Annotated in this window: 13 protein-coding genes; 5 read left to right on the top strand and 8 right to left on the bottom strand. The window is 27.1% G+C overall.

Going from position 1 to position 14,247, the window contains the following annotated elements; all coding sequences use genetic code 11:
* Genes ACH5BH_RS02075 through bamA form a run of 3 tightly spaced genes read right to left on the bottom strand, consistent with a single transcriptional unit; the run spans position 1 to position 4,633 of the window.
* Positions 1-1,290: a M16 family metallopeptidase gene (locus tag ACH5BH_RS02075; protein WP_423297289.1), complete on the bottom strand. Its 1,290-nt coding sequence runs from the start codon at positions 1,288-1,290 to the stop codon at positions 1-3.
* Between the two features lie 5 nt (positions 1,291-1,295).
* Positions 1,296-2,384, bottom strand: a complete 1,089-nt coding sequence (locus ACH5BH_RS02070) for a dehypoxanthine futalosine cyclase (protein ID WP_404304103.1) — start codon at positions 2,382-2,384, stop codon at positions 1,296-1,298.
* Complete coding sequence (gene bamA / locus ACH5BH_RS02065; RefSeq protein ID WP_423297288.1) at positions 2,384-4,633, bottom strand: outer membrane protein assembly factor BamA; 2,250 nt, start codon at positions 4,631-4,633, stop codon at positions 2,384-2,386. The genes ACH5BH_RS02070 and bamA overlap by 1 nt, the downstream gene beginning before the upstream one ends.
* A gap of 99 nt (positions 4,634-4,732) precedes the next feature.
* Between bamA and ACH5BH_RS02060 the strand changes: the two genes are divergently transcribed.
* Positions 4,733-5,563: a prephenate dehydrogenase gene (locus ACH5BH_RS02060; RefSeq protein ID WP_423297287.1), complete on the top strand. Its 831-nt coding sequence runs from the start codon at positions 4,733-4,735 to the stop codon at positions 5,561-5,563.
* 27 nt (positions 5,564-5,590) lie between these two features.
* On the opposite strand, the gene folP is transcribed toward ACH5BH_RS02060, so the two are convergent.
* Genes folP through ACH5BH_RS02035 form a run of 5 tightly spaced genes read right to left on the bottom strand, consistent with a single transcriptional unit; the run spans position 5,591 to position 9,655 of the window.
* Positions 5,591-6,730 carry a dihydropteroate synthase gene (gene folP, locus ACH5BH_RS02055; RefSeq protein ID WP_423297286.1) on the bottom strand — a complete coding sequence of 380 codons (1,140 nt, stop codon included), beginning with the start codon at positions 6,728-6,730 and terminating at the stop codon, positions 5,591-5,593.
* A 9-nt stretch (positions 6,731-6,739) separates the two neighbouring features.
* Positions 6,740-7,372, bottom strand: a complete 633-nt coding sequence (locus ACH5BH_RS02050; RefSeq protein ID WP_404304107.1) for a DNA polymerase III subunit delta' — start codon at positions 7,370-7,372, stop codon at positions 6,740-6,742.
* Between the two features lie 5 nt (positions 7,373-7,377).
* On the bottom strand, positions 7,378-7,929 hold the full coding sequence (locus ACH5BH_RS02045) for a HobA family DNA replication regulator (protein ID WP_404304108.1): 552 nt from the start codon (positions 7,927-7,929) through the stop codon (positions 7,378-7,380).
* A gap of 2 nt (positions 7,930-7,931) precedes the next feature.
* Entirely contained in the window at positions 7,932-9,143 is a 1,212-nt protein-coding gene (locus ACH5BH_RS02040; RefSeq protein ID WP_404304109.1) for an aspartate kinase, read from the bottom strand.
* 17 nt (positions 9,144-9,160) lie between these two features.
* On the bottom strand, positions 9,161-9,655 hold the full coding sequence (locus ACH5BH_RS02035) for an RNA pyrophosphohydrolase (protein WP_404304110.1): 495 nt from the start codon (positions 9,653-9,655) through the stop codon (positions 9,161-9,163).
* A gap of 55 nt (positions 9,656-9,710) precedes the next feature.
* Between ACH5BH_RS02035 and hemW the strand changes: the two genes are divergently transcribed.
* The 4 genes from hemW to ACH5BH_RS02015 are packed head-to-tail and all read left to right on the top strand — an operon-like array spanning position 9,711 to position 14,235.
* On the top strand, positions 9,711-10,778 hold the full coding sequence (gene hemW / locus ACH5BH_RS02030; protein ID WP_423297285.1) for a radical SAM family heme chaperone HemW: 1,068 nt from the start codon (positions 9,711-9,713) through the stop codon (positions 10,776-10,778).
* A 47-nt stretch (positions 10,779-10,825) separates the two neighbouring features.
* On the top strand, positions 10,826-11,650 hold the full coding sequence (prmC, locus tag ACH5BH_RS02025; protein ID WP_404304112.1) for a peptide chain release factor N(5)-glutamine methyltransferase: 825 nt from the start codon (positions 10,826-10,828) through the stop codon (positions 11,648-11,650).
* Positions 11,651-11,661: 11 nt separating this feature from the next.
* Positions 11,662-13,635: a M3 family metallopeptidase gene (locus ACH5BH_RS02020; RefSeq protein WP_423297284.1), complete on the top strand. Its 1,974-nt coding sequence runs from the start codon at positions 11,662-11,664 to the stop codon at positions 13,633-13,635.
* 51 nt (positions 13,636-13,686) lie between these two features.
* On the top strand, positions 13,687-14,235 hold the full coding sequence (locus tag ACH5BH_RS02015; RefSeq protein ID WP_423297283.1) for a hypothetical protein: 549 nt from the start codon (positions 13,687-13,689) through the stop codon (positions 14,233-14,235).
* Positions 14,236-14,247 lie beyond the last annotated feature (12 nt).

The raw sequence follows: 14,247 nt of genomic DNA, 5'->3' as shown, positions 1-14,247 counted from the left end.
CTATTTCCTTACTATTGCAAATGTTAATTTATTTATTTCATCATGAGATGCAATATATTTATTTAAATCTTCAAGTTTTAAATTTTGAATTTTTTCTAACTCTTTTTTAGAATAATCTTGAGGTAAACCTCTATAATAAAGAGTAAATGCTCTATTTAATCTTTGTGCTAAGGTTTCACTTCTTAAAGGTTCACTTCCTGTTAAAAAGTTTTTAGCTGCTTCTAATTCTTCAGCTGTAACACCTTTTTTTACAAAATCTTTTACTATTGAAGATACTAACTCTTTTGCTTCATTGGCACTTTCATTTTTAGTTTGTAAATAACCTGTAAAATAAGAATGGGATTTATTAACTGAAATATATCCATAAGCACTATAAGCTAAACCTCTTTTAACTCTTATTTCTTCCATTAATCTTGAACCAAAACCTGAACCACCTAAAATAAATGAAGCAACTTTTGCCATATAAGAGTCTTTATCTTTTGTTTCTACATTACAAGAACTACCAAAATAAATATAAGCTTGTTGAGTATCTTTTAATATAACTTCTTCTTTTTGTTTTGATTTAAATTCAATTTTTTCAAGTGATGGTTTATCACCTTTTTTAAGAGTTTTTAAAAGTGGCTTAATTAATTTTTTAAGCTCTTCATAATCTAAATCCCCACCAGCAACAACAATCAATTTGTTTAAAACTAATGTTTCATCTAAAAACTCTTTTATATCATTTAGCTTTATTTTAGAAATAGACTCAATAGTCCCAGAACTTGGGTTTTGTAAAGGTGTATTTTCAAATAAAGTAGCTTTTAAAAGATTTCTAGCTGTATAATCAAAATCATTTTCTTTTCTTTTTAGTGCTCCAATTTGTATAGTCTTTAACTTATCTAAAACATTATCACTATAGTTTGGAGAACTTAAAAGCTGAGTTAATAAATTAATTGCTTTATTACTTACATCTTTTATATTAGATAGTTCCACTACAAATGTTTCAAATCCATTTGAAGTTGATAATGAAATAGCATTTTCTTCTAATTTCTGTGCAAATTTTGTAGAACCTAATTCTTTAGTTCCTTCATTTAAAAGTTTAGAAGAAAGACTTACTAATCCACTTTTTTCTTTATCTTGAATATATCCTGAGTCCTGAAAAACAAGTTGTAAGTTTAGTGTTGGCAAACTTTTTTGTTCTTCAAAAATTACAGGCACTTTAATATCATCTATTTTTATATGCTTTATTACAGCACTCATTAAACTTCCTTGTATAATCATTGTTGCTAATAAAAGTTTTGAAAATCTCATTAGACTTAATACCTTTCAAGTATCTCATAAGCAGTATTTCTTTTTGCAGGTTTTTCTTCAACATCTCTAATTAATCTAATCATTTCATCTTGATTCATTCTATTTGCTGCACCTGCTGCTTTTACTACATTTTCTTCCATCATTGTACTACCTAAATCATTAGCTCCAAATTTTAAAGCCATTTGACCAATATATGAACCTTGAGTTACCCAAGAACTTTGCATATTTTTAAAATTATCTAAATATAATCTTGAAACAGCAAGTAGTCTTAAATATCTATTTGATGATTGAGGTTTTATATTTGGTTGTTCTTTTGCTAATTTTGTATTTTGACCTTGGAAAGACCACATAATAAAAGCTCTAAAACCACCTGTTTCATCTTGTAGTTTTCTTAACATTTCCCAATGTTCAATAATTTCTTCATCAGTTTCAACTGTTCCAAACATCATAGTAGCAGTTGTTTTCATACCAATAGAGTGAGCAAGTCTATGGATTTCTAACCATTCTTCTGAATCCATTTTATTTGGTGCTATTATATCTCTTACTCTATCAGATAAAATTTCAGCTCCAGCTCCTGGAATAGAGCTTAATCCCTTAGCTTGTAATCTTTTTAAAACTTCAAGTTTAGAGATTTTTGAAACTCTTGCTATAAAATGAATTTCAATAGCTGAAAAACCATGAATAGTAATTTGAGGATATTTTGTATGAATATGCTCAACTAACTCTTCATAATAATCAATTTTTAATTTTGGATGAACACCACCTTGGAAAAGAATTTGTGTTCCCCCAATTTCAAGTAATTCATCAATCTTTTTATCAATCTCATCAAACTTTAAAACATAAGAATCTTCATCTCTTCCATGCCTATAAAATGCACAGAATTTACAATCAACCCAACAAACATTTGTATAATTGATATTTCTATCAACTATAAAAGTTGTTACTTTATTTGGATGTAATTGAGCTTTCTTTAAAGAAGCCAATTCTCCTAATTCTAATAAAGAAGCATTTTGGATTAAATCCAAAGCTTCTTCATTTGATATTCTTCTATTTATAATATCTGTATCAATTTTATTTTCAAATTTTTTTACCATTAGAAACTCGCTCCTAGAGAGAATTCAAATGATGAAGTTTCATCACCAGCTTCATCATCTAAAGGTTGTGCGAAAATTAACTGTAAAGGACCAACTGGTGAAATCCACTCAAGTAAGGCACCTGTACTTGATCTTTTAACATCAGAAAAGTCATCAACACCTGTCATACCATAATCATAGAATACTCCCCATCTCATTTTAGCACTTTTTGATAGAGGGAAATTTAATTCTAAAGAGTTTGTCCATAATCTTTTATATGGAGGTTCTTTTATACCTTCTTCATTACTTGGCCCAAATGCATAAGACTTATATCCTCTAAGTGATCTAGGTCCTCCCATATATAAAGAGTCTCCTGGATTTAACTGTCCTAAATCTCCTAAAACTTTCATTTGTGTTCTAAATCTAAAAATCCAATCAAGTTCAGTTAAATCTTCAATTGATTGAAAATATTTAAAAGAAGTTGTTGATTTTAAATATTGTGAATCTCCACCAACCCCTGCAAATTCTAAAGATGAAGACATTTTATAACCTTCTCTTGGTACATAAAAATCATCTGTGTTATCAAAATTTAAATATGGAGTAATTGAACTTGTAATATATTCATCATCTTGATAGTATGTAGGATTATTGTTTTTAGAAGAATCTTTATATTGATAATCTTCTTCAATTGAGTCAAGTCTATATCTTAATCCTACATACATATCTCTTATTACTTCTTTACCAACAGAAACAGAGAATCCTAATGAGTTTTTATCTAAATCATAAGTATCTCTTGTAATTTCATCTTCACTATTATGAATTTCAAATTCACCATTATATTCACTATCATTAATAGCTGGATTTTTTATATTAAATGAAAATTTACTTTTTTTAGCAGATAAATCAGCATTAACACCTACACCAATACCTGAACCAAAAATACTTGAATCACTAACAGATGCATTAATCATTAGTTTATCATAAGAACCATATCCTCCACCAAGAATTAATGAACCAGTAGAAGTTTCAACTACTTTTACAAGTAAATCAATCTTATTTTCAGAAACTCGCTTTTCTTCAATTTTAACATCATCGAAACTTCTTGTTCTTCTAAGTTTAGAAATTGAGTCTTTTAAATCAGTAGCACTATATAAATCTCCAGGAGCTAAATATACATTTCTTCTAATAACTCTATCAAGTGTTCTTGTATTACCAGAAATTTTAACATCATTAATATAAACTTTTTCTCCTGGAATTACATTAAATACAACATCAACTGTTGAATCATCTGTATTTTTCTTAATATCAAATTTTACTTGGGCAAAGCCATAACCTTGATTTGCTACTTGAGTCCGTATATATTCTTGGTCAGCTCTTAATCTTTTAATATTAAATGTATTACCAATAATCAAATCTAAATTTTCTAAAAGATATTTTGGATCTACAATTGTAGAATCTACATAAATTTTTATATCATTTGTTGTATATTTTTGACCTTCGCTAATAAAAAAATCTAAATTTGCTTGATTTGAAGCAAAATCAATATTTAAATAAGGTTTTTTAACTTGTGCATCTAAATATCCATTTTCAAAATATAATTCATTTATTCTTCTTGAATCATATTTTAATTCATCTACTTTTACCTCACCACTATTTTGACCAAACCACCAAGAAGCAAACTCTTTCTCATTATTGGCAGTTACTTCTTCAAAATCATCACCATCAAGTTTATCAGCACCATAATAATTTGCTTTTTTGATAATAATTTCATCACCTTTGTTTACATTATATGTAACCTTTAGTGAATTTTCATTTAGTTTTTCTGTTTCTATTTCTACTACAGAGTTAATATACCCTTCACTCTCTAAAAGATCAAGAATAACTTTTTTCCCATCTTCAACTCTTTGAGGTGTATACATAACACCTTTTTTAACCTTCATGAAATCTTTCATTGTTTCGATTTCTTCTTCTCTAGTTTTATAACCTTTAATTTCAACTTTCGCAATGGAAGGCTTTTCTTTGAAAACTAATTCAATATTACCATTATTGTTTAAAACAATGATATCATCGAAATAGCCAAAGTCATAAAACTTTTTAATTGCATTATTTAACTTTTCATTATCAAGTTTGTCACCAGTTTTAAAACCTAAAGTTTCATTTACGATTTTAGGCGATATTTTATTCAAATTTTTATATTCAATAGATTTTATCGTGTTTGCACAAAGTGCTGTTGCACACGCTAAAGAAAATAGTACTGCTTTATTTTTCACGACTTTCCTTAATTTCTTAATAAGGCAATAATATAGCTAAATATAGATTATATAAATATTAAGATATAATCTCGAAATTATTATAAAAAAGGTACGAATTTGAATATAGGAATTGTTGGTTTAGGACTAATGGGTGGTTCTTTTGCAAAAGCTGTTAAAAGATATGCAATAGCCACAAAAGTATACGGGTATGCAAGAAGTGAAAAATCTAAAAAAGAAATATCAGAATTAAATCTTGTAGACGAACTAGTTGATATAAAAAAATTAAAAGAGAAGTGTGACTTAATTGTTTTAGCAATCCCAGTTGATAATATTATCTCAATACTTCCAGAATTTCTTGATATTAAAGATAAAACAACTATTATGGATTTAGGTTCAACTAAAGATTTTATTGTTAGAAATATTCCAGAATCTATCAGACAAAATTTTATTGCAGCACATCCTATGACAGGTACAGAAAAATCTGGACCTAAAGCTGCCATAGATGATTTATATGAAGGAAAGACTGTTGTTTTATGTAATCTTGAAGACAATGAAAATATTCATGTAAATAGAGCATTTAAAGTTTTTCAAGCAATTGGTATGAGAATTGTTGTAATGGATTCGGATGAGCATGATATTCATGCTTGTTATATGTCTCATTTACCACATGCAATTTCATATTCCCTAGCAAATACAGTTATGGGACATGAAGATCCAAAGTCAATTATAGCACTAGCTGCTGGTGGATTTAAAGATATGAGTAGAATTGCTAAGTCAAGTCCTGATATGTGGACTGATATTTTTAAACAAAATAGAGAAAACCTATTAAAATCTATTGATTTATTTGAAGATCACATGAAAAAAGTAAGAGACATGGTTGAAAACCAAGATTATGATGAATTAAAAGAGTGGATGAAAAAAGCAAATAGCTTACATGAGATACTTTAAAAAAGTATCTCATGTATTTAAAGTTATTTAATTTATGCTATGTATAGCTTCTTGAACTTTTATTGCTTGATGATGTTCTTTTACATCATGACATCTAATAATAGAAGCTCCATTTTTAATAGACTCTAAATGAATAGCTAATGTTCCAGGAAGTCTTTGCTCAATTAAAGAAGGTGTTATTTTATCAATCATAGATTTTCTACTTGCACCTATTAAAAGTTCATATCCAAAATGTTTAAAATGCTCTAAATTATTCAATAAAGTTAAGTTATGTTCTAAATTTTTACCAAAACCAATACCAACATCTAAAACAATATCTTTTATACCAAAAGAATTAGCTTTTTGTATTTGTTTTGTAAAGTACTCATCTAAATCTATCATTATGTCTTTATATTCAGGATTATTTTGCATTGTTTTAGGATCATTTTGCATGTGCATAATTACAACTTGAGCATTATATGAAGCACTTATTTTACATACCTCATCATTTGCTAAACCTGTAATATCATTTACTATTTTAAAGCCTTTATTTAATACATAATCAATAACTAAAGGCTCATAAGAATCAATTGAAAAATCAATCTTATCATAATATTTATTTTTATAAATTGTATCAACTATATCTTTTAGTCTTTCTAGTTCTATCTTTGGTTCAACAGGATTACTTCCAGGTCTTGAAGATACAGCTCCTATATCAATAATATTAGCTCCATCTTCAATCATTGACTCTATTTTTTGACTTGCTTGTTTTGAATTAAACCTGCTATCTTTAAAAAAAGAGTCCTCATTTGCATTCAATACACCCATAATCTTTGTTGTATATTTATTTTCTTTTAAATATTCTTTTAAACTTTTTGCTAGTTCTTTCAAACCAAAGGGTTGGGCTAATTCTTTTCTTGCTAAAACTTCAAAATGTTTTGTTGTTCCTAATAATATAGCATCCACATATTTTTCTTTAGCAGTTATCACTCCTGTAGGAACTGCTAAATCAGCTCCAATTGATAAAGCATCTTGTTTCAAAATATTTGCAGCCCCAACATGCATTTGTTTTATATATAAACTATGAAGTTTAGTTTTTTTAGAAAGTATACTTATACCACCTTTATCACAATTCATTTGAGTAAATAGTTTTTTAGCATCATTTATTGATATTTTGTATGTTTGCATACAAATCCTTTAAAAAGATTTTTTTTGTTTTGATAAAGATAAAAGTAGGGTAGTTAAAACATTTATTGGTCTTGCATTTAACTCTATTAATTTTATTGATTTTGAAAAAATATTTAATTGAGATTCATCTAATAAAAGATTTTGTTCTTTAACTTTTAATAAAACTGATTCAATTAGATCTTTAGCATCATTTTTAGAAATTTTTTGATTTTGTTTTATAAAATTATAAATATCTTTTAAATCTAGCTTTGCAATATTTAACGGTGATACTTCTTTTAAAGTAGACTCTTTTAAATATTTATATGGTATTCTAGAATAAATTGTTGGTAAAATTGAAGACTTTGAAGTTGTAATCAAAATAAACACTACATTTTTAGGAGGTTCTTCTAAAACTTTTAATAATGAATTTTGAGCTTCATTTCTAAAAATTGAACCGCATAAAAATATATATTTTTTTTCATTTGAAGCTATATAGGCTTCTTTTATAGCAAGATTTGCTTGGGCAATTAAAAACTCATCTTTTTCTTCATTTTTTATTATCCTTACTAGATGTCTAGGATAAAAAGGAATTAACTCATTTAAAGTTGTTTCTAAATTATTTACTACAAGTATTGTTGAGTTTTCAATTATTTGTGTAATCATAAATCTTAATTTTCCACATTTATTTGCGCAAATAATGCTGCACTAACTGTTTTATTATAAAGTCTAAACATTTGTAATAACTTCATATCTAAAGCTTCATCACTACTTCTTAGATTAAAAGCATCTTGTTTTTCTTCATCAAAAAGCCATAAAAAAGAGTTTTTAGAAACCTTTGGAATTAATGCTCTTGCTTCTTGACTTTTCCCAATATACCAAAACACATAACCATTTGGAAAAGAAATATTTAACATATCCTTTATATAAGCAATATCATCATCTGATTTTATATTATCTATATATTTATAAAATGATTTAAAATCATAAAAAGGCAAAAAAGGCCTATTTAATTTTGGAGAATTAATATGTGTTAAAACATACTCTAAAAACCATTCTCTTTCTTTATCAGTTAAAACAATAACTGAACAACCTTTTTCTAAAAGATTTACAATATTTTTAGATACTAAAGGTGTCCATTCATACTTTTTTTCTTCTAACCAAGGAGATATAAGTCTATCTTCCCTGATTGAATCAACTGTCCAGTTTAAAAACTCTTGCACTTTTATTTATCCAGTTCATAAGCTTCGTGTAAAGATCTAACCGCTAACTCTGCATATTTTTCTTCAATAATCATTGAGATTTTAATTTCAGAAGTTGAAATGATTCTGATATTAATATTTTCCTTTGCTAATGTAGAAAATGCTTTAGAAGCCACACCTGTATGAGATTTCATTCCCACACCAACAATTGAAACCTTACAAATTGCATCATTGTAATCAATATTTTTTGCATCTGTTTTAAATGTTTCCATAACTTTTTTACAAGCTTCAAAATCTGTAGTTGGAATAGTAAAATCTAAATCTGTTGAACCATCAACACCAACTGTTTGAACTATCATATCAACATTAATATTATTATCTGCAAGTGAAGTAAAAATAGATGCTGCAATTCCTGGTTTATCTGTTACACCATACATTCCTACTCTTATTTGGTTTTTATCTAAAGCAATACCACTTACAACTGGTTTTTCCATAATATTTTCTTCCTTTGTTATTAATGTACCTTCAACTTCAGGAGTGAAGCTACTTCTTGATACTAAATTTACATTTAATTTTTTTGCCATCTCAACTGATCTATTCTGTAAAACTTTTGCACCTAAAGACGCCAATTCTAACATTTCATCATAAGAAATCTTATCAAGTTTTTTAGCCTTTGGCTCTATTCTTGGATCTGTAGTATAAATACCATCAACATCAGTATAAATCTCACATACATCTGCTTCAATTGCTCCTGCAATTGCAACTGCTGTTAAATCACTTCCACCTCTACCTAAAGTAGAAACTCTATTCGTATCTTGTGTTACACCTTGGAAACCTGCAACAATAATTACATTACCATCATTAATTGCATCTTTCATACCTTTTGTATTAATAGATTCAATTCTAGCTTTTGTATGTGCATTATCAGTTACAATTCCAGCTTGTCTACCACTCATAGAACAAGCTTTATAACCTTGTTCATTTAAAGCTATTGATAAAAGAGCCGAAGTAACTCTTTCACCTGAACTTAAAAGCATATCCATTTCATCCGATTTTGGATCATTTGAAAATGTATTTGCATACTCAATTAGTTTATTAGTTTCACCACTCATAGCTGAAACTACAGCAATTACATCATGTCCTTCATCTTTTATACTTTTTATAATATTCGCAACGTTTTGAATTCTTTCAAGTGTTCCTACACTTGTTCCACCAAATTTAAGTACTTTTAACATCTAATTCTCTATCCTTCTTAAATATAACCTTCATTTCTAAAATATTTCAATACTTGTTTGTAAACAGTTCTTTTAAAGAATGTTATATAATCATATATATTTTTTGTTGGTACAAATTTATATTCACTAAATTCAGGTATTTCTGTATTAATGTCAATCTTTGCACCTTTTTTTAGTTTTACTAAAAAATATTTTTGTATTTGACCATCATAAGGTTGCATTTTTTTTGCAATTGCAGGAGGAAATTCATAAGAAACCCATTTTGGATACTCTGCAATAATCTCTACATCTCTTGTGCCAATCTCTTCTTCAAGTTCTCTAAATAAAGCTTCTTTAGCACTTTCTCCATCATCAATACCGCCTTGAGGAAATTGCCAAGCATTATCTACGTCAGTTCGTGAAGCTATAAAAATTTCACATGTTTGAGGGTATTTTGCTGATAGTACAATTGCTGCTACATTAGGTCTAAAATTCTTCTCATTATTTGTTTTTTTTTCATTTTTATCAGTCATAAATATATTTTCCCTTATAATTAGCCCGATATTATATAACTACTAGGATTAAAAATTGCTTTTATACATACATATACCGTTTTGTGATAGTAAGTGCTTTTATTGCGCTTTCAACTCTTATACAGATAAATTTCATCTAAAAAAAGAGTATATGAAAGCTTTAAAAGCACAATTAAAATATGAATTACAAAATTATGTAGAAAAAAATAATAAAAAAATAGAAACAGTGTTTATTGGAGGAGGAACTCCATCAACAATAAAATTCTATGAATATGAAGAGGTCTTTGAATTAATAAAACCTTACTTAAAAGAAGATGCAGAAATTACAACTGAAGCAAACCCAAACTCAGCTTCTTTTGATTGGCAAAAAGGTATGTTTGAATTAGGAGTAAATAGAATAAGTTTTGGAGTACAAAGTTTTCATCAAGATAAATTAAAATTCTTAGGCCGTTCGCATAATAATAAAAGTGCTATAAAAGCTATACAAAATGCTAACTGTATAGGCTTTAATGGTATTAATTGCGATATTATTTACGGAGTACAAGGAGATACACTATCTTCAATGAAAGAGGATTTTGATACTGCTTTTTCACTACCTATAACTCATTTAAGTGCATACTCTTTAACTATAGAAGAAGGAACAAAATTCTTTGATAGAAGTAGTGTAAAAATAGATGATGAAGAGTTATCAAAAGAGATTTTTGATTATATTCATTCAAAAGGTTTTACTCAATATGAAATTTCTAACTTTGCTAGAACAAAAGAGTTTGAATCAAAACATAATTATGGATATTGGGAACATAAAGAGTATTTAGGAATTGGCGCAGGAGCAGTTGGCTACTATGAAAATAATAGAAGATACCCAACAAAAAATATAGAAGAATATATACAAAACCCCTTAAATATTGAACTTGAAGAGTTAAGTTTAGAAGATATAAAAACAGAAAAGACTCTTTTAGGGTTTAGATGTTCAAATGGCGTTGATTTATCTATTTTTAATGAGAAAGAGCTTGAAAAGATAGAAGATTTAATAGAATACCAAAAATTAGAGAAAAAAGATAATAGAGTTTATAATAAAGAGTTTTTACTATCTGATGAGTTAGCCTTATATATTTTAGGCTAATAAAAACTCTTTTTACTATAATAATACGTTTTAAAGGATTAAAAATCATGACAATAAAAGAAACGATTAAAAAATACTCCTCAAGATTGAAATATGTAACACATATTCCAGCTAAAGAAGTAGAAATTTTAATGATGTATTTATTAGATAAAAATACTATTTGGCTTCATTTAAATTATAATAAAGAATTTAATAAAGAAAAAGAGTTAGAAAAACTAATAAAAAAAAGAGAAACAAACTATCCAATAGAGTATCTTATAAATAAAGCTACTTTTTATGGTGAGAACTTTATAGTAAAAGAGGGTGTTTTAATACCAAGACCTGAAACTGAAATACTTGTAGAGAATGCCGTTGAGATTATAAAAAAAGAAAATAGAGCATTTAAAGTGCTTGAAATAGGAACAGGTTCAGGAATTATTTCTGTAATGCTAGCTTTATTAATAAAAGATATTTCAATAATTGCTGTGGATATAAATGAAAAAGCAATTGAATTGGCAAAACAAAATGCTAAAAAGCATAATGTTGAGCATAAAATAGAGTTTAGACTAAGTAACCTATATGAAAAAGTAGATGAATCTATAGATATGACAATATCAAATCCTCCATATATTGCAGATGATTATAAACTTCCTGAAAATGTAAAGTTTGAACCATCAAATGCTTTATTTGGAGGAAAAGTTGGTGATGAACTATTAAAAAATATAATAGATGAAACAAATAAAAGAGATATTGAGTATTTATTATGTGAAATGGGATATGATCAAAAGAAACCTTTAGAAGAGTATTTCAAAAAGTTTAATATAAAAGAGTATAGCTTTTATCAAGACTATGAAAAATTTGATAGAGGTTTCACAATACAATTTAAAAAATAAAAGGAGAATAAATGTTTAAAGATTTTAATTTAGAAAATTTAGAAGATTCAAAAAATATATTAGAAAAACTACTTAATGAAAGTAGAACAAAAATAAATGACTTATTAAACATAGAAGAAAAAACATATAAAAATTTTGTTACACCATATCAAGAAATAGGGGAGAGTATTAATGATTTTTTAACTCCTATTTTTCATATTGATTCAGTTAAGAACTCAGAAATAACGAGAAAAGTATACGAAGAATGTCTTCCGATCATCTCAAAGTATGAAACTGAAATAGGGCAAAATGAAAATATATATAATGCTTTAATAGATATACAGTCTAAAGAAAAAAGTACTTTAAGTATTATACAGAACAAAGTTTTAGAAAATGAGATTAGAGACTTCAAATTGTCAGGATGCCATTTAGATAATAACAAAAAGAAAAGACTTGAAGAGCTTAATTTAAAATTAGGTGAACTATCACAAAAATTCTCTCATAATCTTTTAGATGCTACAAATTCATGGGAAATGATAATTGAAAATTTTGAAGATATTAAAGAGATTCCAAAATCAGATTTAGAATTAGCAAAATTTGAAGAAGATGGAAAAACTAAATATAAATTCACTTTACAAATTCCATCTTACTTAGCTTACATTACTTATGGTACAAATAGAGACAAAAGAGAAGAGATTTATAAAGCCTATTGTACAAGAGCTCCACAAAATGGAAAAATTATTGAAGAGATATTAAAATTAAAAAATGAAAAAGTAAAAATCTTAGGTTTTGATTGTTATGCACAGTACTCTCTATCAACAAAAATGGCTAAAACAGAAGATGAAGTTGTATCTTTCTTAGAAGAGTTAGGTCATAAAGGAAAAGCTAAAGCAAAAGAAGAGTTAGAAGAGATAAAACAAATAGCTTTAGAAGATGGGATTTCTAATGATGAATTTAGATCATCGGATATGGCTTATTACTCAGAAAAACTAAAGAAAGCTAAATATGATTTAGATGAAGAGTATTATAGACCATATTTTGAGCAAGAATCAGTTTTAAATGGTTTCTTTGATTTCTTAAATAAAATATTTGATATTAAATTTGAAAAAGTTGATGCCCCTACTTGGGATGAAAAAGTTAGAGTTTACAATATCAGTTCAAATGGAAAGTTAAGTTCTAGAATCTATTTAGATTTAGAAGCAAGAAAAGATAAAAGAGGTGGTGCTTGGATGAATAATTGGCACTCACATTATACTGACTCAAAAGGTATAACTCATCTTCCTACGGCTTATATTGTATGTAATTTCCCACAATCAACTGAAACTACTCCTTCACTTCTTAGACATTCTGATGTTGTTACACTATTTCATGAGATGGGACATGCCTTACATCATTTATTAAGTGAAGTTACAGAAGCTTATGTAAGTGGAATTTCAGGTGTTGCTTGGGATACGGTTGAATTTCCATCACAATTTTTAGAGTATTTTTCTTATGATAAAGATATTTTAAAACTGTTTGCAAAGCATTATGAAACAAAAGAAGTTTTAGATGATACAGCTATAGAAAGAATAATCAAAGCTAAAAACTTCCAATCATCACTAGCACTAGTAAGACAAGTTGAATTCGCACTGTTTGACTTTAAAGTACATCAAAAGCTATACAAAAGTGAAGAAGAAGTTCAAAATGTATTAGATGAAGTAAGAAAAGAGTTTGCTGCGATTACACCACCTAAGTATAATAAGTTCCAAAATGGATTTTCTCATATTTTTGCAGGAGGATATGCTGCGGGGTACTATTCTTATAAGTGGGCTGAAGTTTTAAGTGCTGATGCATTTTATATGTTTATAGATTCAGGAAATGTATTTAACAAAGATTTAGCAATTAAATATAAAGATACAATATTAAGCAAGGGTGGTTCAAAAAATATGGATGAATTATTCTTTGATTTTGCGCAAAGACAAGCAAGTGTTGATTCTTTATTAAAAATTGATGGAATTATTAGCTAAAATTTGCCATAATACACTTTAAATTATAATACAAACAAGGATTTTATAACAATGACAAATGCAGAAACAATTTCAAAATTAAATAATGCTTTAAATACTTTAATAAAAGCGTATGAAGAACTTCAAAATGATAATGATGATTTAAAAAATAGAATAAATGAATTAGAAGATGAAGTTTTAGAATTAGAGTCTGCTAAAGAAGATTTAGAACTACAAAAAATGGAACTAGAAAGTAATTTAGAAGAGTTTAATGAAAATAAAGAAAAAGACAATTCAAATATTTCATCAATGCTTGGAAAAATTGAATCTTTATTAAATTCAGATAGTAATTCTAAAAATGATGATGAAGAAAACAAAAAAAATGATGATAAAAATGTAAACTCAAATAATAATCATAATAATTTTGAAAAGAAAAATGAGCATAATAAAGACAATCTCAACAATACCACGAATGATAGAAAAGAAGAGGGTGAAAATACAGCTTTAAACTCTTTTGATAATCTTGGATTAAAAGTTGAAGAACGTAAAGAAAACGAATCCAATGATAATAAGATTGACTTAAATAGAATGGCTTCATTGTTAAATGGATTTAATAATTAAATTGAAAAAACA

The organism is Arcobacter rhizosphaerae (assembly GCF_049472155.1).
Lineage (GTDB): Bacteria > Campylobacterota > Campylobacteria > Campylobacterales > Arcobacteraceae > Arcobacter_B.
This window is presented reverse-complemented; position numbering and strand designations above follow the sequence as displayed.

Bases quoted from the DNA above. Each gene is read 5' to 3' on its own strand.
- folP (WP_423297286.1), bottom strand. From the start codon at position 6,730: ATGCAAACATACAAAATATCAATAAATGATGCTAAAAAACTATTTACT.
- ACH5BH_RS02035 (WP_404304110.1), bottom strand. From the start codon at position 9,655: ATGACTGATAAAAATGAAAAAAAAACAAATAATGAGAAGAATTTTAGA.
- ACH5BH_RS02075 (WP_423297289.1), bottom strand. From the start codon at position 1,290: ATGAGATTTTCAAAACTTTTATTAGCAACAATGATTATACAAGGAAGT.
- ACH5BH_RS02040 (WP_404304109.1), bottom strand. From the start codon at position 9,143: ATGTTAAAAGTACTTAAATTTGGTGGAACAAGTGTAGGAACACTTGAA.
- ACH5BH_RS02070 (WP_404304103.1), bottom strand. From the start codon at position 2,384: ATGGTAAAAAAATTTGAAAATAAAATTGATACAGATATTATAAATAGA.
- prmC (WP_404304112.1), top strand. From the start codon at position 10,826: ATGACAATAAAAGAAACGATTAAAAAATACTCCTCAAGATTGAAATAT.
- ACH5BH_RS02050 (WP_404304107.1), bottom strand. From the start codon at position 7,372: ATGATTACACAAATAATTGAAAACTCAACAATACTTGTAGTAAATAAT.
- ACH5BH_RS02020 (WP_423297284.1), top strand. From the start codon at position 11,662: ATGTTTAAAGATTTTAATTTAGAAAATTTAGAAGATTCAAAAAATATA.
- ACH5BH_RS02015 (WP_423297283.1), top strand. From the start codon at position 13,687: ATGACAAATGCAGAAACAATTTCAAAATTAAATAATGCTTTAAATACT.